Source organism: uncultured Winogradskyella sp. (assembly GCF_947496485.1).
In the GTDB taxonomy this organism is placed as follows: Bacteria; Bacteroidota; Bacteroidia; order Flavobacteriales; family Flavobacteriaceae; genus Winogradskyella.
Window position 1 is genome coordinate 70286 of sequence record NZ_CANMCZ010000008.1, and the last position, 18004, is coordinate 88289.

The 18004-nt window shown below is 32.5% G+C and carries 17 protein-coding genes; 6 read left to right on the forward strand and 11 right to left on the reverse strand.

From position 1 onward, the window contains the following. The first annotated feature begins 81 nt into the window (after positions 1–81). On the forward strand, positions 82–843 hold the full coding sequence (locus Q0822_RS17460; protein ID WP_299126197.1) for an MBL fold metallo-hydrolase: 762 nt from the start codon (positions 82–84) through the stop codon (positions 841–843). Between the two features lie 2 nt (positions 844–845). Beyond that, on the forward strand, positions 846–1355 hold the full coding sequence (locus Q0822_RS17465; protein ID WP_299126198.1) for a hydrolase: 510 nt from the start codon (positions 846–848) through the stop codon (positions 1353–1355). Here Q0822_RS17465 and Q0822_RS17470 read toward each other — a convergent pair. From Q0822_RS17470 to Q0822_RS17490, 5 genes are all read right to left on the reverse strand, one after another. Then, on the reverse strand, positions 1352–1996 hold the full coding sequence (locus tag Q0822_RS17470) for an alpha/beta fold hydrolase (RefSeq protein WP_299126199.1): 645 nt from the start codon (positions 1994–1996) through the stop codon (positions 1352–1354). The genes Q0822_RS17465 and Q0822_RS17470 overlap by 4 nt on opposite strands. 2 nt (positions 1997–1998) lie before the next feature. Further along, positions 1999–2331 carry a hypothetical protein gene (locus tag Q0822_RS17475; RefSeq protein ID WP_299126200.1) on the reverse strand — a complete coding sequence of 111 codons (333 nt, stop codon included), beginning with the start codon at positions 2329–2331 and terminating at the stop codon, positions 1999–2001. Continuing rightward, positions 2331–3584, reverse strand: coding sequence for a dihydroorotase (locus Q0822_RS17480; RefSeq protein ID WP_299126201.1), 1254 nt, complete (start codon positions 3582–3584; stop codon positions 2331–2333). Before Q0822_RS17480 ends, Q0822_RS17475 begins: the two co-directional genes overlap by 1 nt. Further along, positions 3581–5506 carry a BatA domain-containing protein gene (locus tag Q0822_RS17485; protein ID WP_299126202.1) on the reverse strand — a complete coding sequence of 642 codons (1926 nt, stop codon included), beginning with the start codon at positions 5504–5506 and terminating at the stop codon, positions 3581–3583. The genes Q0822_RS17480 and Q0822_RS17485 overlap by 4 nt, the downstream gene beginning before the upstream one ends. Before the next feature lie 90 nt (positions 5507–5596). Then, entirely contained in the window at positions 5597–6604 is a 1008-nt protein-coding gene (locus Q0822_RS17490) for a glycosyltransferase family 2 protein (RefSeq protein WP_299126203.1), read from the reverse strand. A gap of 85 nt (positions 6605–6689) precedes the next feature. On the opposite strand from Q0822_RS17490, the gene Q0822_RS17495 reads away from it, so the two are divergent. Continuing rightward, positions 6690–8582 carry a peptidase M61 gene (locus tag Q0822_RS17495; RefSeq protein ID WP_299126204.1) on the forward strand — a complete coding sequence of 631 codons (1893 nt, stop codon included), beginning with the start codon at positions 6690–6692 and terminating at the stop codon, positions 8580–8582. Positions 8583–8891: 309 nt separating this feature from the next. Here Q0822_RS17495 and Q0822_RS17500 read toward each other — a convergent pair whose 3' ends face one another. The 3 genes from Q0822_RS17500 to Q0822_RS17510 all read right to left on the reverse strand — a co-directional run bounded on the left by Q0822_RS17500 (position 8892) and on the right by Q0822_RS17510 (position 11801). After that, the gene (locus Q0822_RS17500; protein ID WP_299126205.1) at positions 8892–9203 is read right to left on the reverse strand and encodes a GIY-YIG nuclease family protein; all 312 of its coding nucleotides are present in this window, start codon (positions 9201–9203) and stop codon (positions 8892–8894) included. Between the two features lie 198 nt (positions 9204–9401). Continuing rightward, positions 9402–10889 carry a carboxypeptidase gene (locus tag Q0822_RS17505; protein WP_299126206.1) on the reverse strand — a complete coding sequence of 496 codons (1488 nt, stop codon included), beginning with the start codon at positions 10887–10889 and terminating at the stop codon, positions 9402–9404. A gap of 141 nt (positions 10890–11030) precedes the next feature. Next, positions 11031–11801: a TIGR02757 family protein gene (locus Q0822_RS17510; protein ID WP_299126207.1), complete on the reverse strand. Its 771-nt coding sequence runs from the start codon at positions 11799–11801 to the stop codon at positions 11031–11033. A 192-nt stretch (positions 11802–11993) separates the two neighbouring features. Here Q0822_RS17510 and Q0822_RS17515 point away from each other — a divergent pair, with 192 nt between their 5' ends. Beyond that, positions 11994–13130 carry a hypothetical protein gene (locus Q0822_RS17515; RefSeq protein ID WP_299126208.1) on the forward strand — a complete coding sequence of 379 codons (1137 nt, stop codon included), beginning with the start codon at positions 11994–11996 and terminating at the stop codon, positions 13128–13130. Between the two features lie 152 nt (positions 13131–13282). Next, positions 13283–14008: a hypothetical protein gene (locus Q0822_RS17520; protein WP_299126209.1), complete on the forward strand. Its 726-nt coding sequence runs from the start codon at positions 13283–13285 to the stop codon at positions 14006–14008. A 312-nt stretch (positions 14009–14320) separates the two neighbouring features. Here the strand turns inward: Q0822_RS17520 and Q0822_RS17525 are convergent, their stop codons facing one another. Beyond that, a complete protein-coding gene (locus tag Q0822_RS17525; RefSeq protein ID WP_299126210.1) occupies positions 14321–15625 on the reverse strand; it encodes a DoxX family membrane protein in 1305 nt (434 codons plus the stop codon). A gap of 32 nt (positions 15626–15657) precedes the next feature. Next, entirely contained in the window at positions 15658–16698 is a 1041-nt protein-coding gene (locus Q0822_RS17530) for a GMP reductase (protein WP_299126212.1), read from the reverse strand. A gap of 172 nt (positions 16699–16870) precedes the next feature. Here Q0822_RS17530 and Q0822_RS17535 point away from each other — a divergent pair, with 172 nt between their 5' ends. Continuing rightward, positions 16871–17425 (forward strand): hypothetical protein, encoded by a 555-nt coding sequence (locus Q0822_RS17535; protein ID WP_299126214.1) that lies wholly within the window; start codon positions 16871–16873, stop codon positions 17423–17425. A gap of 16 nt (positions 17426–17441) precedes the next feature. Here Q0822_RS17535 and Q0822_RS17540 read toward each other — a convergent pair whose 3' ends face one another. Further along, entirely contained in the window at positions 17442–17822 is a 381-nt protein-coding gene (locus Q0822_RS17540) for a RidA family protein (RefSeq protein WP_299126215.1), read from the reverse strand. Positions 17823–18004: the final 182 nt, after the last annotated feature.

Sequence of the window (18004 nt, forward strand, 5' to 3'; positions counted from 1 at the left end):
TTTACAACATTAGCGCAAAGGTACTATTTTACTATTGCAAACAAAAAAATAAGTTTATTTTTGTTTCAAATTGAAAGTGCGTTGAAAATTACGTTTTTAGGAACAGGTACATCACAAGGAATCCCGATAATTGGAAGTACACATCCTGTATGCCTAAGCGAAGACACTAAAGACAAGCGACTTCGTGTGTCTATTCTAGTAGAATGGAATGATTATACTTTTGTTGTTGACTGTGGACCAGATTTTAGACAACAAATGTTAAGAGCAAATGTTTCAAAAATCGATGGCATCATTTTTACACACGAGCATGCAGACCATACTATGGGTTTAGACGATATTAGACCATTTTTCTTTAGACAAGGAGATATTCCCTTGTATGCACATCAACGCGTTTTCAAAGCTTTAGAAAAGCGTTTCGACTATATTTTCACAACTAAAAAGAAATATCCTGGAGTCCCAAGTGTCACCAAGAATGAAGTAAAGAATGAACCTTTTTTAGCAGGAAAGCTCAATGTTATTCCTGTGGAAGGTTTGCATTACAAACTTCAGGTATTTGGCTACCGATTTAAAGAATTTGCTTATCTAACCGACATGAAAACAATAGCGGATGATGAAGTTGAAAAACTTCAAAATTTAGAGGTTCTGGTTGTAAATGCATTAAGAATCGAGCCACATATATCTCATTTCAATTTAGAAGAAGCACTTAAATTTATTGAACGTGTAAAACCGAAACGAGCTTATTTAACACACATTAGTCATCTTTTAGGATTCCATAACGAGGTACAACAAAAATTACCTGACAACGTTTTTTTAGCATACGATAACTTACAAATTACCATATAGATATGAAGAGTAGAATTTTTATGTATTTGTTTATTTTCTCAGTGTTGTTAATCATTTTTCAATATGTGAATTCAAAAAACATTATAGATAAGTACGAAGAAGATATAAAAACGTTCAAGTCTAAAATTGCTGAAAACGAAAAATCTATTGCTGAATTAGAAGAGGAAAATTTTGACCTTAACTACTTTAACATTGATCGTAATGACAATGCCTTAGATTATTTTATTGCTCAAGGTTATAATGCAGATGAGTTAATTACAGCAATCACAGAGGGGCTTTATAATATGAATAATTATGAGGGTGACGATCATCCAATAGTGCCTTACGTATCTTTAACAGATTCTAAATTGCTAATCAATAAAATTAGAATAGTTAATCACAAATGGATTTTAGCAAACTTTACAGATGGAGAATATTGGGGAGAAATATTTGTTACGTATTCTATTGATGAAGATAACAATTTAAAGTACAAACTGGCTGAGCATTTATTATATCAGAAGATTAATAATTAAATATACTGCTTTAACCAATCCTTTAAATCATAAAAATTTTGTGGTGCAACTCCATGTCCAACAGGATATTCTTTGTAAACATGGCTAACATCTAAAGCTTTTAAAAAGGCTGGTGTTTTTCTAGCCCAATCCACAGGAATAACCTGGTCTACTGAGCCATGTGAACAGAAAAAGTTTAAATGTGCTACATCTTTTTCTTCAATAGAGTCTGGTAAAATAGCTTCATTTATATAGCCACTTAAAGCCACAATATTTTTTATTTTTTCAGGATAGGTGAGTGCTACAGCATAGCTCAAAATAGTACCTTGACTAAAGCCCAAAAGTGTTATGCTATCTGAGTTTACAGCATATGTTTTACATGCATAATCAATAAATTCTGAAATAAAGCCTACAGACTGCTTAGCTTGTTCATCATCACTCCATTTACCTTTTTCTGCATCAAAATTAATAGCATACCAGGCATTACCATAAGGTTGCATAGCGTAAGGAGCTCTTAATGAGATAATCATTAATTCTTCAGGTAACTCTGAGGCGAATGAAAATAAATCATTTTCATCACTCCCATAACCATGACACATAATTAATAGCGGAGCGTTTTCTTTTAAAGTAGAAGGTCTTTTGATGTAATGTAGGTTTGTCATACTTATTGACCGATAGATTTAAATAGGTTTTGAAAAAAATCACCAAGAATCGGTATTTTATTTTCCTTTCCGGTAAGTGCACCAAAAATGCCATAAAGAAATAAAACAGAAAAAAAAATCCAAAACGACATACTTACCATCATACTATCCAAACTACTTATTATATAACCTATAGCTATATAAAGAAGCCCTAAGCCTAAAGCTTGTCTTGTATGAAATGTAGTAAATGTATTTCGCTTTTCTTGATTCATAAAAAAAGCAATCAAAGTACCTATTAGTGTTAAGTATGCAACTAATGCTAAGGTTTTACCTTCTTCAATAGTGTTTTGATTCATTATTTTAATACAATTTTATTGTTAGCAATAATACCATAGGTTTCACCTTTGAGTGTTTTATCAAAAAAGGCACTATTCTTAGATCGGGAAGAGATGTGAGTAGTTTTAAATATGTAATCTTTATCTGGATTGAACAGACTTAAATTAGCTTTTTCACCTTCGTTTATACTAGATTCAGAAATTCCAAATCTAGATTTTCCTTGGGTTAAAAGACTTATAGTTTTTTTAGTTGTAAATATATTTTGTAGTGCGCCAAAAGCAGATTCTAATCCAATAGTTCCGTATTTAGCATAATCGAATTCTATTTTTTTATCTTCAATATCAATAGGGTTGTGATCTGTGGTTACCATATCAATAGTGCCATCTTTTAGGCCTTCAATTAAGGCATCACAATCTGTTTGAGTTCTTAGAGGTGGCAACACTTTAAAATTAGTGTCAAAACTGTTGAGTACTTCATCTGTAAATATTAGGTTATGAATTGCAACACTGCATGTTACATCTAATTTCTTAGCTTTTGCAGCTCTAATTAACTCCACTGATTTTACAGTTGAAATGGTTGGAATATGCAATTTACCTTCGGTATATTCTAATAGGAATAAATCTCTAGCTACCTGTAATTCTTCAGCTAAAGCCGGATTTCCTTTTAATCCAAGTTTGGTGCTATTAATATGCTCATTAGCAACACCAAGTCCAGATATCTTAGACTCCTGCGGAAATGAACAAACCAAACCATCAAAATTGCTTGCGTATTGCATTGCAATCTTCATAAGATTAGGATTAGAAATGGGTTTTTGGTAATCATAAAATGCAACTGCACCAGCATTGGTCATATCAAACAATTCTGCTAAATTTTCGCCTTTACTACCTTGTGTCAAAGCTCCAATAGGATAGAGGTTAACGGCGTTATCATTGGCTTTAGATTTCACAAACGTAATATCTGCATAGCTATCAATAACAGGATTAGAATTGGCATTTAAGGCAACAGCAGTAAAACCTGAACGCGCTGCAGTTTTTAAACCATTGATAATCGTTTCGCGTTCTTCATAACCAGGTTCGCCGAAGGACACACTACTATCAAACCAACCTTGCGAAACATGCAAATTATCTAGCTTTATTTCTTTATAATTTTTTGGATTGGAAATTCGTTTAGAGATCTTAGAAATACGACCTTTTTCAATTAAAATATCAACCGTTTCATTGTGAAAATCACTTTTAGAATCAACGATGGTTGCAGATTTTATGAGTGCGTTCATTTAAGATATTTTAGTAGTAGCATTTCAATAATTAAAAATACTAGTGCAAAAATAACAAACCATTTCCATAGCGCATTAACATTTGTGTTACTTTTTATAGTATTGATAGTTGCAGCGAGACTAGAGTCGGTTGTTGTGTTTTCTAATTGATTTAAATCATAATAACTAAGCACACTTTCATCTCTGTTGTAATTAAAGCTTAGGTTCTGAATAGTAACATCTTTATTCTTTACATTAAAAATACCAGCTCTATTAGGAAAATCATTAGTTTCAATAACTACAGATTTGCTATATGTTTTTTGCAACGGGATCACTGAAGCATCCTCAGAAGTTAATGTTAGAATATCATCCTGACCAATTACTGCACTAATTGCTATTGAGTTTGGTTCACCAACTGTATAATATAGTTTAGAGAGCTTTAAACTCTGAAGACCCATATTATATAATACCGGAACAATAAGCTGCGAATTTTTAAAGTTAGAATTGTTTGTATTTAATGCTGAAGAAAATGCATATGAATTAGCATTACCTACTAAAAAAGGAGAGCCATCTTCATAGGATAAAACACTATTTGCATTTGAAGAAAATCGATAAGACATATCAACTTTTGGATATTGAAAGTTACTTACTTTAGAATAAAAAGCATTGGCCAAAAGTGGATGATTATAATTAATACTAGTAATGCGTTTTTCGTTAGAATTTACATCATTAATATTGAAAATTGATTGACTTCTAAAAAATTGATTATAAGAGTTTAAATCTATTTTTATTGAAGGAATAATTAAAATACTTCCTCCATCATTTTTAAAAGCATCAATTGCTGATTTAAGAGCATTTGAAATAGCATCTAGTTCATTTAGAATAATAAGATTCTGATCAGGAATTAAATTAAAATTTAAAGCCTCTAGTTTGAAACTTTTAAAGTCAAATTCATCATCTGTATAAATACGTTTTAAGTAGGAATCATCAGCTATTCCATTTATAGCTAAAACTTTAATTTTTGGTTTCGAATTGATATTAAAATAGAACGAATTATCGTATTGCAAGCTCGCATCGTCTATAACGAGTTTTCCATTTACAATAATATTATTGGAAACCGTAAATGTAGCTTCTTCTTTATCCTTAATGCTAATAGCACTCTTTGCTAGTAAAGTTTCCTCATTAAATAGAGAAATAGAAACATTGTCTATGGGTTGAGATTGATTTGAAAGTATAACATTAATATCTAAAGTTTCGGCAGTAGTATTTGAAATGTATATGCTGTCAATGCTAATATTCGAAACCAAATTAGATTTTGGCTGCACTAATTTCAGTTCAATAGTATTGTCTTCTTCAAAGTTTAACGGATTACTATTTTGCTGAAAATCGGATACTAATACTAAATTTTTGGTTGAAGCTTCGTCATCAGAAAACAACTGTTTGCCTTTTAAATAGGCAGCATCGTAATTAAGTTGCGTAGGAGAGTTCGTTAACTGAATTAAATCATTTTTTAATGCCTTAACTGTTGTATTTCTATAAGTATTATCGTTAGTAAATAGACTAATTGCCTCGTCTTCTGGCAAAGTATTTATAATATCTTGAATAGCTTCATTTAATAAGGTACCATTAGTTCCTTTGGTTTGCATGCTAAAGGAATTGTCTAGGTAAACAACGGTTTCCTGGGCTTCGTTAAAATCTTTGGTATTTGGAATAAATGGTTGAGCAAATGCTAAAATAGCGCATGCTAAAAGGAGCATTCTAGTGAGTAAGGTTAACCATTTTTTGAGTTGCGAGCTTTTCCTAGTTTGAAGTTTTACAGATTTTAAAAACTTTACATTGGTAAACTGAACTTTCTGAAAACGACGTAATTGAAATAGATGAATAAGGATAGGAATAACCAGTAAAAATAAAGCGTAAAGTAATTCGGGATTCTTAAACTGCATTCCTTGTTATTTAAAGACTTTTTTTGGTTTGTCTTAATAGTTCAAATATAGAAAATGCAAAACGATAACTGCATTTCGCTTTTGAGAATTTTAACAGAAAAAGAAATAATCAATCATAGATTGCATGTTTTGAGTCTCAAAATAGGCTTTGATTTCCTTTTGGGCATCTTCATTTGCAACTGTAACAATACTTTGCGGATGATTTAGCTCTGAGAGATAATCAAAATTTAAGAGCTCTTCTCCATAAATATGCTTTCCTATTTTCTTTGGATTGTCACAGATCCAGTAGAATGGAATGTTGTTTTTCAGAAGTAATTTAGCAAGTTTTTTTCCTTTTGTGCCAGCTCCCCAAATTGCCAGAGGTCTGGAAGCATCATAATTCAACTCTAAAAAGTAATCTACTTTAAGATCTAGAAAAGAATTTTCTGCATAATGCTCATGAGTTCTTGAAGTTCTTGTACTGTAATCGCGCCAATAGAGTAGGACTTCGTTACAAGGAATACAAGTGTAACCAGCTCTGTAAAACCGAAATGCCAAATCATAATCTTCTGGGTATCGACTTGGATTAAAACCATCACAAGCTTCAAAATCTTCTCTGTGTAGCATCCAACATGGAGAAGGAATGACACATTCTTTATAGATTTCAGAATAATTGCTTCCGGTTTTGGTGAGTCTATTTAGCCATTTTTCATATTTAGCAAAGCCTTCGCTAAGGCCATCAGCTCTAAAGTACTTTACTTGTCCAAGTGCTAGATGTTTTAAACCATGTTTTTCAAGACCTTCCAACATAACTTGTAACCGAATTGGTGTCATCTTATCATCACTGTCCATTCTGGTAATATATTCGCCTTTACAGTTATTATAAGCTGTTTGGAGCGCATTTATAATGCCTTGACCTTTATTCTTAAGAGGTATAACTCGCTTGTCTTTTTTGCTAAACCTTTCAACAATAGCATAAGATGAGTCCTCAGAACCATCATCAACAAAAACAGCCTCCCAATTTGTATAGGTTTGCGTTAATATGGAGTCTATACATTCAGAAATAAAAGCTTCTGTATTTTTAAAAGGGACCAAAATGCTAACTAGAGGTTGAGACATACCGCGAATTTAACAAAACCTTTAGATTTTAAGTAGTAACAGATTGTAGATTTGCAACACTAGTAAAAAAACTAAAAATTTTAGCATGAAGAATTATTTAGCCATTATTGGCTTAAGTGCAATTTTGGTAGGTTGTGGATCAGCAAAACCAAAAATGGATGATTTAGCAGTAAGCAACCCAATAGAAACTGCCTTAGATTTAACAGCAGTTGTAGATGATAAAGTACCAGTGACTATTAATCCTGGTCGTTTTACTACTGAAACTGTAACTTACAGATTACCAAGAGTAGTACAGGGAACGTATTCTGTTAGTGACTTCGGAAAGTATATTGACGATTTTAAAGCTTTAGATTATGATGGCAATGAATTGGCTGTAATTAAAGCTGATACAAATACATGGACTATTGCAGATGCTACTAAATTAGATAAGCTTCAATATTATGTCAATGATACTTTTGATATTGAATCTACAGGTGGAATAGGTGGTGAAAACCCATTTTCGCCAGCAGGAACTAATATAGAAGAGGATAACTACGTTTTAAACCTTCATGGATTTATTGGTTATTTCGATTCATTAAAGAATAATCAGTACGCTTTAGATGTTACTGCTCCAGCTACGTTTGTAAGAACCTCTGCTTTAGAAGACAAGGGTATGAAATCTAGTGCAGATGGTACAGCCATTACTAGCAGTTATTTTGCACAACGCTATTTCGATATCACAGATAACCCAATGATGTATGGGAAATTAGATGTAGAAGAATTTATGGTTGGTGATATTAAGATCGTATTGAGCGTTTATTCACCAAATAAAGTACATACAGCGGCAAGTCAGAAAGAGACTGTTTTTAAGATGATGCAAGCTCAGAAAGAATATTTGGGTGATGTAAATAGTACTCCGCGTTATGACATTTACCTTTATTTATCTGACGGTTCTGAAACGGCTCCAAAAGGTATGGGAGCTTTAGAACATCATACTTCTACAGTAGTGGTTTTACCAGAATCTTCTAGTAAAGAAGGTTTGGCAGCATCAATAATTGATGTGGTAGCGCATGAGTTTTTTCATATCGTAACTCCATTATCTGTGCATTCTGAAGACGTTCACTATTTTGATTATAACAAACCAACATTCTCTAAGCATTTATGGATGTATGAAGGTGTAACAGAATATTTTGCGCAACACTTCCAAGTTTATGAAGGTTTAGTTGATAATGCTACATTTTATAATACCATGATGTCTAAAATCGATACCTCTAGACGTATGGATGATGCTATGAGTTTTACTATTATGAGTGAGAACGTCTTAGATGAGCCATATGCTTCAAACTATTATAATGTATACATGAAAGGTGCCTTAATAGGCATGTGTATTGATATTTTAATGCGAAAAGAAAGTGATGGTAACAGAAGTATGTTATCCTTAATGAAAGAGCTATCTGCAAAGTATGGTAAAGAAAAGCCATTCGTAGATGATAATATTATAGCAGAAATTACAGCAATGACTTATCCAAGTGTTGGTGAATTCTTAAAAACACATGTTGAAGGTGATGTGCCTATTAACTATGATGAATTTTTTGCAATGGCAGGATTAATAAAAGGTGAAACCCAAGTTGAAACCAATTATATTTTTGCTGGTGGACAAAATGTTGTTTTTGATGCAGACCAAGGAAGAGGGTTAATTAAATTTTCACCAATGGCATTAAAGAATTCGTTTTGGGCATCTCAAGGCGTGCAAGCAGATGATATTATATTAAAAGTAAATGGTGAGGATTTAACTTTAACAAATGCAAACCAAGTTATCACAGGTATGTTTAGTTGGACAGAAGGTCAGGAGATTACTATGGATTTGGAACGTAATGGTGAACCAGTTACAATCAAAGCGACATTAACTAAACCCACAGCATTGAGCGAAGGGTTGATTGAAGATGAAAATGCTACTGATGCTCAGAAAGCATTGAGAGCAGCTTGGCTGAAAGGTTAGGATATATTTATTATAAAATTAAAGGCTTCCAAATGGAAGCCTTTTTTTGTTGGTTAGTTTGTGTTTTTGATGCTGAACTAAATTAATATGCAATGATTGTGTTTTATAAGTTCAACTAATGAAAGCCGAAAAGCCTCTTGTTTGTCATCCTGAACTCGTTTCAGGATCTAGTTTAATATAGTTCTATGTTCAAGATGCTGAAATACTGAAATCAGTTCAGCACAGGCAAGTTCAGCATGACAACGGTTTTGGCTATTACTATTATTTAATGAAACGAAAAAGTTAAAGGTTTGTCATCCTGAACTTGTTTCAGGATCTGGAGTCTAATCGATTCCATAAATCATCCCAATTGGGATTAGACTTCTCAATAAGATTAATTTTCCATTGACGTCTCCAATTTTTTATCTGCTTTTCTCGTTTAATAGCATCTTCAACATATTGAAATTCTTCAAAATAAACGAGTCTTTTTAATCTATATTTTGAAGTAAATGAACTGCCTTGACCATCATTATGTCTTTCCATTCTATCATCAATACCACCTGTAAAACCTGTATATAAAACACCTTTTGGTTTGTTAGTTATTATGTAAACCCAATAATTATGGTAATCTCTTTTTGGCACTGTCTATGTTTTTAGATGCTGATGGTTAGTTTAAGATGCTGAAACCAGTTCAGCATGACAACTATTGTGTGTCATACATTTAACTAATGAAAACTACAAGCCTTTTGTTTGTCATCCTGAATTTATTTCAGGATCTAGTCTGTTTAGGGATCAATTTAAGTTTAAGATGCTGAAACTAGTTCAGCATGACAAAAGGCATTAATACTTAGCAGATTTCCCTTTAGGTGAAGAGCTTTCAATAAAAGCTCTCAAATCCTCATTAGCTTTTATCAAATCCTCATTTCGTAAGTACATCATGTGGCCACTTCTATAACCTTCAAAAGAAAAACGATCTTTCATTTTTCCACTAGGATCTATTTGCCATTGTGAGTATTTCGCAGAGAAATATGTTGTTGCTCCGTCATAGTAACCCGATTGTGTCAGTGCTTTTAAATACGGATTCTGGGCCATAGCCTGTCTTAAGTTTTCTCTTGTATTATCATTGGTTCTATCCCAATTACCTACATTACCAAACACATTATATTTTACGTCGGTTTTAAAACCGAGTTCATTCTGAATGTAGTAGTTAATAGCAGGAGTAAAAGAATGCAACCAAGACGTTAATTCGGCACTATAATCAGGACTCGTACCAGTTTCTACTTTGTCAATTCCAATGTATCTGGAATCTAAACGCCCTATAGTTTCTCCGGTTTTGTCTCTTAGCAATTCTTTCCAGAAGAAACGATTGGGTACATCTAAGTTTTGTTGTAAAATGACCTTTTCAGATAAACCTGAATAGTAACTCATCTGCTTAGCAATGGCATTCTTTTCTGTTTCACCAATAAAACCACCTTTTGCAAGCGCTGGCATTAAATCGTTAACAGCAAATTCTTCTGCTTCTGGCAGAATATCTAGTAAGTCTTTATTCTGTAATTCTGAAGGCAACATCTTATGATACCAAGCTGCTGCTGTGTAGTAAGGTAAATTTAAACTCGATGATAATGGTCCACCAACACGCAACACTTTATAATCTGCAGGTGAGACCATAATAACTCCATTAAGATACATCCATTGACTTTCTTGTAATTCTAAAGACAAGCCCATAACACGTGTACCACCATAACTTTCTCCGATAATATATTTTGGAGATTCCCAACGGTTATGACGTGTTGTAAAGGTGTTCATCCAACCTGCTAAATATTTAATATCAGCATTGACTCCAAAAAAGAGTTTATCCTCTGGCATTTTGCCATCCTTATCTGCTACCTTTCTTGAGTAACCTGTATTTACTGGGTTTATAAATACAATATCTGCAACATCTAAAATAGAATTCGGGTTGTCTTTTATACCATAAGGTTGTACAGGATAGCCTTCATCATCAATCTTTAAAATTTTTGGTCCTGTGTAAGCAATATGCATCCAAACGGAAGCAGAACCTGGTCCACCATTAAATGAATAGATGATAGGTCTGTTATTCCCTTTTGCATCATTAGTGCGCTTGTAGTAGGTATAATATAAAGCCGCAATGATCTTTCCATCTTTATCCCAAACAGGTTGAAATCCGGTTTCTGCTGTGTAGTTAATCTGTTTACCTTTAATAGTTACAGAATTTGTAGTTACAACAGTTGTATCGACTGGAATTTTTAAATCTTGCGAAAAACTTAATGTAAAGCAAGTAAGAAGTAAAATTGTGAAGCGGAATTTCATGTGTATCGTTTATTTCTTTGAGATGCTGAAACCAGTTCAGCATGACAAGTTAGTTATTTGTTGACTTGTTAAATCTTTGTCATTCTGAACTTGTTTCAGAATCTATTTTTAAAATTTAAAGATAACAAGAAAACCTTATACTTAGAATCCCTCAAAAACTCCCAAACCAAACAATGCAAAATCATATTTTACAGGATCATTTGGGTCTAATCGTCTTAAGGCTTTATCTAACTCAGCTAAGGCTTTACCATCATTTTGCTTGCGTTTTAGTAGGCCTAATTTGCGAGCAACATTACCAGAATGTACATCTAAAGGACAACTGAGTTGGGCAGGAGAGAGGCTTTGCCATATCCCAAAATCCACACCATTAGTATCGTTACGAACCATCCAACGCAAAAACATATTAATACGTTTGGCAGCCGAATTTTTAAGCGGATCACTGACGTGTTTTTTAGTACGCTCTAAATGTGGTACCTCAAAAAAGATGCTTTTAAATTGATGAATACTCGGTTGAAGCGATTTTTCCTTTGCATGTTTGGCAAATAGGTGTTCTAAGCCTTTATGCTTTTTGTAGATATGTTGTAAGCTTTTAACAAACTGCTTTAAATCCTCACTATTAAAGGTACGATGTACAAAACCCTCAAAACGGTCTAAGTCGGTGTCCTGGTGTTGGGTGACAAACTCAAAAGGGGAGTGGTCTAGTAACTCCATCATTTTGTTGGCATTATTAATAATGCTTTTACGATTTCCCCAAGCAATCGTTGCGGTTAAAAAGGCAGCGATTTCTATATCCTCTTTTTTAGAGAATTGATGTGGTATTTGTATTGGGTCGCTCTCAATAAATTTTGGATGGTTATAAAGCGTAACTTTAGTGTCTAGGAAATCTTTGAGTTCTGCTTTTTTGAGTTTCAATGCTAAGATCTTATTTGTGCAACAAAAATAAACCAAGTTTTTATAAAAATATACGTAGTTCTACGTATTGATAATCTACTAGGAAAAAACTAACTTCGCTTACTTGTGCTGAACTTGTTTCAGTAACGTCTGATATAAGTCATTAAAACGGCGTCATATCACTTAGTTGGGTACAATACGAAAAACAAATAGATGAGCGAAAATACTTTTGGAAAATATTTAGATAATTATGCGTCAAAAACAATAATTACGTTATTTGGTTTAGTCGCAGCCTTTGTGACAATCTACGCATATTGGCAAGAGAAAAGTGTAGACTTAAGATACGAAATAATCGCTAATACAAATGTACTTGACTTTAATGCCGACATCAATAAACTTGAAGTACTTTACGATAGTACGAGTCTAAAAAAAACTGGCGAAAACTTAAGAATTTACACCGTAAAAATAGTCAACAACGGACAAGAAAACATAATCAAAGAATTCTACGATGAAAATGAACCTGTTGGTATTAAAATAACTTCAGGTAAGATAATTGAAAAACCAGAAATCATTCAATCAAGTAATGATTATTTAAAAAGAAATGTAAAGTTTATTAAAACCGAAAACGAAGGCTTTTTATTTTCAAATGTTATAATTGAATCAGGTGAATTTTTCACTATCAAACTACTCGTCTTACACAAAAACAGTAACATTCCTCAAATTAAATCTTATGGAAAAATAGCAGGACAACAAAAAATTGATGTCGTTAATGCAGTTGATGTAAAAGAAGAAATGACTTTCTTGAAAAAAGTATATTACGGTAACGTATGGACACAATTACTACGATTGATTTCATATTTCATCATAGCTATATTAATCATTGCTGTTTTTGCTCTAACATCCCAAAAAATTGACTCAACAAGGGAAAAGAAACGAAAAAAGAAAAATTTAAGCGAATTTAAAAATTTAAAAACATATCAATACACAAGAATGGATGACGCCATTTTTGACAGATATTTAGATAATGGCGGTTTTGAACTTAAGAGAATGTCAAAATTGATTGAAAATGACAAAGAATTAAATGACACCTATAAGGAACTCTCGGAACAGGTCAAAAGTAAAGAATATAGAAGATACAGAATTGGTGGAGAAGACTGGTCAGTAATCAACGAAATGCTGAATGATGGGGTTGTATTTAAGGAAAATGAAGAATTGAGTATCAACCAAGCTATGAAAGACACTTTAGAAAAGTTTTTGAACTTTTTAACAGATAAAGGAGAGTTTAAAAGAGAACGTAAACACTATCCTTATGAATTTGAAAGAAGAGTTATAATTGACAAAAACGAATAAAAGTACTGTACCCAAAAATGGCTATAAGTAATTGCTTGTTCTCGCCTACTTTGAAAATTCCGCAGGAATTTTCAACTTGTTTTGTACTTTTAACTGCTAAATCATGAAACTACTCATGGCGACAACTGTCATTGTTATTTCTAAAAAAAATAATGGAAGAAAATAAAACTGGAGCTACTCAATCGTTTGTTAATTCGGCAAATGAATTCGAAAGGATCGAACGAATTTTACTTTATCTTAAAGTTAGTAATTTCCGCATCAATGATAATATTGAACTCTCAATAAAAAAACTTAAAGAGTACAACGAAAAATTAGAAGTTCCATATAATTTTTATAGAGCAAAAGAAGAGGACTTTCTAAACATAGAAACTTATGAGCATTCACTAGCAACTATGATGTATATTAGAACTATTGATAATTTCATAAATTATTTCAAAGAAATTATCTCAGAAGTTGTACTTACAAAACCACAAATACTAAAATCAAACGAAAAAGAAACTCTTGAGTTTATTTTATCATTTGAAAATTTCGAAGAGTTAGTAAATGCTATAACCGAGAAAAAGGTTGAATCGCTCTTCTATCATGGGATTAATGACATTAAAGATTATTTTTTAAAAAAATTGAACATTGAGATTTTTAAAGAAAATTTCAAAGAAATAAACCTTCTTGTGAAACAGAGAAATTTAGCAGTACATAACAGAGCGAAAATTTCGAAGAATTTTGTGCAAGAATTTCCAAGTCAAGAATTTGAAAAAGATTTATATTTAAACTTCGATTTCAAGTATGTGGAAAAAATAACAATGGAACTATATAAGATTATTAATGAAATTGATTTTGATATTGCCAAAAAGTATCATTTAAAAAAAGTCTATTACTAAAACTACACCTAACAACTTATATAACTGATAGTTCTTTATTCACGAATAGGTCAGGTATAATACCAATTCTCAATTACAAATCAACTTCACAAAATAATTTCTCTTTTATTGAGGAGAATCATAGACTCAGTTGTTATATAGATAGAAGCCCTAGTTTTGGGTTTATAAATCCATAATGAACTTAACCGTCTTAGGTTTTGTCATTGCCTTGAAAAAATTGCTATGAAAAAGAAATAAGTTTTAAGGTTGATTTAGATTGTTAGTTAGTAAATGGCAATTCGTATATACTATGAGTTGCCATTTTTTATGCTATTAATCGACAATCCAATGGAGTTTGTTATTAGGATTCGTCAATTCATAGTCTTCTACAGTTTTAAATTTGGTTTTAAACCATATTGTATCACTTTCATGGATGCCATTAAATATATATTCCCTTTTTCCTGGTACAATCTTATATGTTAATTGATTTTTAGTGATATGCTCTAGCTCCTTTTCTGAAGTGCCTAATGGATAGTAGGTAATAGTTTTGTTGAGTGTATCTGCTTTAAATGTATAGCGCTTTGGGTTCCATTTGTTATTAGTTATAACTGCAAATACCTCAGGATAATAAGATGTGCCATTAAAGGATAGTGATCTCCATCGGTCTTTATTCGATTTTGTATCTGGTATGGTATCACCATTAACTACAAAAGTTTCAATTTTGTGGAAAGCGGTCATATACTCATAATCATTTTTTACATAAGAATTTAATGACTCGTTAAGACTAAAGGACTTCGTAATAGTAAAGTATCCTAGCACAATAATTTTTAGAATAAGACCAGTTTTTTTAAACCTAGTATTATCAAATAACCATCTCCTAATCTGTGGTGATGTAGGTTTATTAAGAATGAAAAAATCTATCATTCGTTTTATATGCTGTTGTAATAAGATAATAGTCATTACTAAAAGATGGATAGCTACTATTTTTATGGTGACGTTGTAACCAATATTCATTAGAACAACATTAACCATTGTTATAAAACATATTAAGGCACCAATAAAAGCTGTTTTTCTAAAGAGTAAGAGAACACCACCTATGAGTTGCGAAAAACCTGCTGCATAGGTAAAGAATTTAGAATAACTCATGAAACTCCAGAGTAATGTCATTCCATAATTATCTCCAATTTGACTTTCGAGTGTATCTAAACTCATTTCTCCAAACTGAATGCCAAACACTTTTGAGAGCCCAAAATTGATTAATACGAAACCTACGTGATATCGTATTAGTGTTATTAATAAAGTTTTGAGTTTAGTGTCGTAATCTATTTTGAATTTTAAATCAATTAAGAACGTCCAAATAAGCGATCCTACAGAAGATATGAGAATAATTAAAGTTAATCTGCTATACTCAAATTTTGAGTCAGAAAAAGGGTAGAGGTAGTCTTTATTGAACTCCCAGTTATAGACTAACTCACCAAACCATATGGTAATATCATTCCAGAAAGTAAAACTATTGGTGTTTAGCTTGTAGATGTATTCTAAGCCATATGGACAGACATAAAGTATAAAATAAAGAAAAATGAATCTTAAAAAAAATCTCTGAGATAAATTCCACTTCTTTACTATGATATCATCCATATTATTAACTAGCTATTTTAATGCTTTTAAATTTAAGAATTATAAACTTGGTTTTCTTGTTCAGCTACCCGGATAAAAGTCGTCCGTTTTGTCAACTCTTTTAAACGTTGTGCACCAACATAAGTGCACGTGCTACGTAAACCTCCTAAAATATCTTGTAGTGTGTCTTTTACATCTCCTTTAAAAGGAACTTCAACAGTTTTACCTTCGCTAGCTCTATAATCTGCAACTCCACCAACATACTTGTCCATAGCAGTAGAAGAGCTCATCCCATAAAACTGTTTGTATTGCTCACCATGGCGTAGAATGAGTTCTCCACCACTTTCGGTATGGCCAGCAAACATGCCTCCTAACATTACAAAGTCAGCTCCTGCACCAAAAGCTTTGGCAACATCACCAGGAGTGGCACAACCACCATCGCTAATAATTTGTCCACCTAAACCATGTGCTGCATCTGCACATTCTATAATAGCTGATAATTGCGGATAACCTACACCTGTTTTTACACGTGTGGTACATACACTGCCAGGACCAATACCTACCTTTACAATGTCTGCACCAGAGAGGAGGAGTTGTTCTACCATTTCACCTGTGACCACATTACCAGCAATAATCACCTTTTCTGGATATTGCTCTCGTGTTTGTTGTACAAAGTCTGCAAAATGCTCCGAGTAGCCATTGGCAACATCAATGCATATAAATTTTAGCTTTGGGTTGTTATTAAAAACGGCTTTGAGTTTTTTTAAATCATCGTTACCAGAACCTGTACTAATGGCTATATAATCTTCAATGCCTTCTGGAGCTTTGGATAAAAAGCTGTTCCATTGCTCTGTTGAGTAATGCTTATGTATCGCAGTAAATAACTTTTGATCTGCTAAGGCTAAAGCCATTTCAAAAGTACCAACGGTATCCATATTGGCTGCCATAATTGGGACGCCTTTCCAAGTGGCTGTACTATTTAAAAAGGCAAAACTACGCTCTAAAGTGACCTGAGATCTACTTTTTAGTGTAGAGCGTTTTGGACGAATCATCACGTCTTTAAAGCCTAGTTTTATATCGTGTTCTATGCGCATTTTGAGAGAAAATTTTGTTACTATAAAAATACGAGTTCTTAAGTTATAAGATACAAAATTGTTTTATTAATAAATGGTTATAGCAATCTATTTAAGTACTAATAGTCTATGTAATTTAATTAAGTTTCTTATATTTTGGACGAATACAATGGCATGTAGTTTTATAATATTTATGACAGAAAAAGAGATACGATTAGAGATTACAAAAAGAATTAGTCAAGGTGAGTCAAAGTCATCACTTTATGAATACTACAAAACAGAAATTAAAGATGAAACATTAAGAAGCATATTAGCAACAAGACCTTCTTACGAACACTGGAAGAAATTTAAAGTAGCACATCTAATGCTTTCACTTATTTGGGGAGTTTTTATTCTTTTTGAGCTAACCGGAATATTTGACCTCATGATGTCATTTGATATTAAATTATTAGCCTCACTTCTCCTTTCAATGTATGTTACTTTTAATATTTGGAAATTTGATGGTCGTTTTTTCCTGCCAGGAATAGTTTGGTTTTCATTTACAATTATTCGTATGTTCAGCGAATTAGGTGCACCTGATTTAGTAGAAGATGCGGATTTAAAATTTGGATATATTTTTGCTTTGATATATAGTGTAATTCTATCTGTTGGAATTTATTTAATGTATTACATAAGAAAGAACGCATTTAGTTACATGAAATGGTTTAAACCTATAATAAACCAAGATGGCGACATTCAATTTGAATGATAGTAAGCGTTTTGCATTACTTCACCGCAATCATGCTAATCTCAACATTGACAAACTTAGGCAAGTTAGCGACTTCAACGGTTTCTCTTGCTGGTGCAGTAGCTTCATCAAAATATTTACCATAGACCTCATTTATTTGAGAGAAGTTATTCATGTCACTAATAAAAATGGATGACTTAATAACGTTTTCAAAGGTCATGTCTGCCGCTGCTAAAACCGCTTTCATGTTTTCCATCACTTGCTTGGTTTCTGTTTTTATATCGTCAGTAATCAATTCCATAGTTTCAGGATGTAAGGCAATTTGCCCAGACGTGTATAATGTGTTTCCTGTTAAAACAGCTTGATTGTATGGTCCTATTGGAGCAGGAGCCTTTGTGGTGTTTATTATTTTTTTCATGTTTACTTCCTACGACAGCAGGACTCTTATTAATGGTTGATATGAATACAAATTTAGGTAATAGTTTTTAATGATTTTAAGGTTAGTACTGAATTCTCAAACATTCAAAGTTCTCTTCTTGTCATGCTGAACTTGGTTCAGCATCTCTTTTTTATGGTGTTTAGATTCTGAACCAAGTTCAG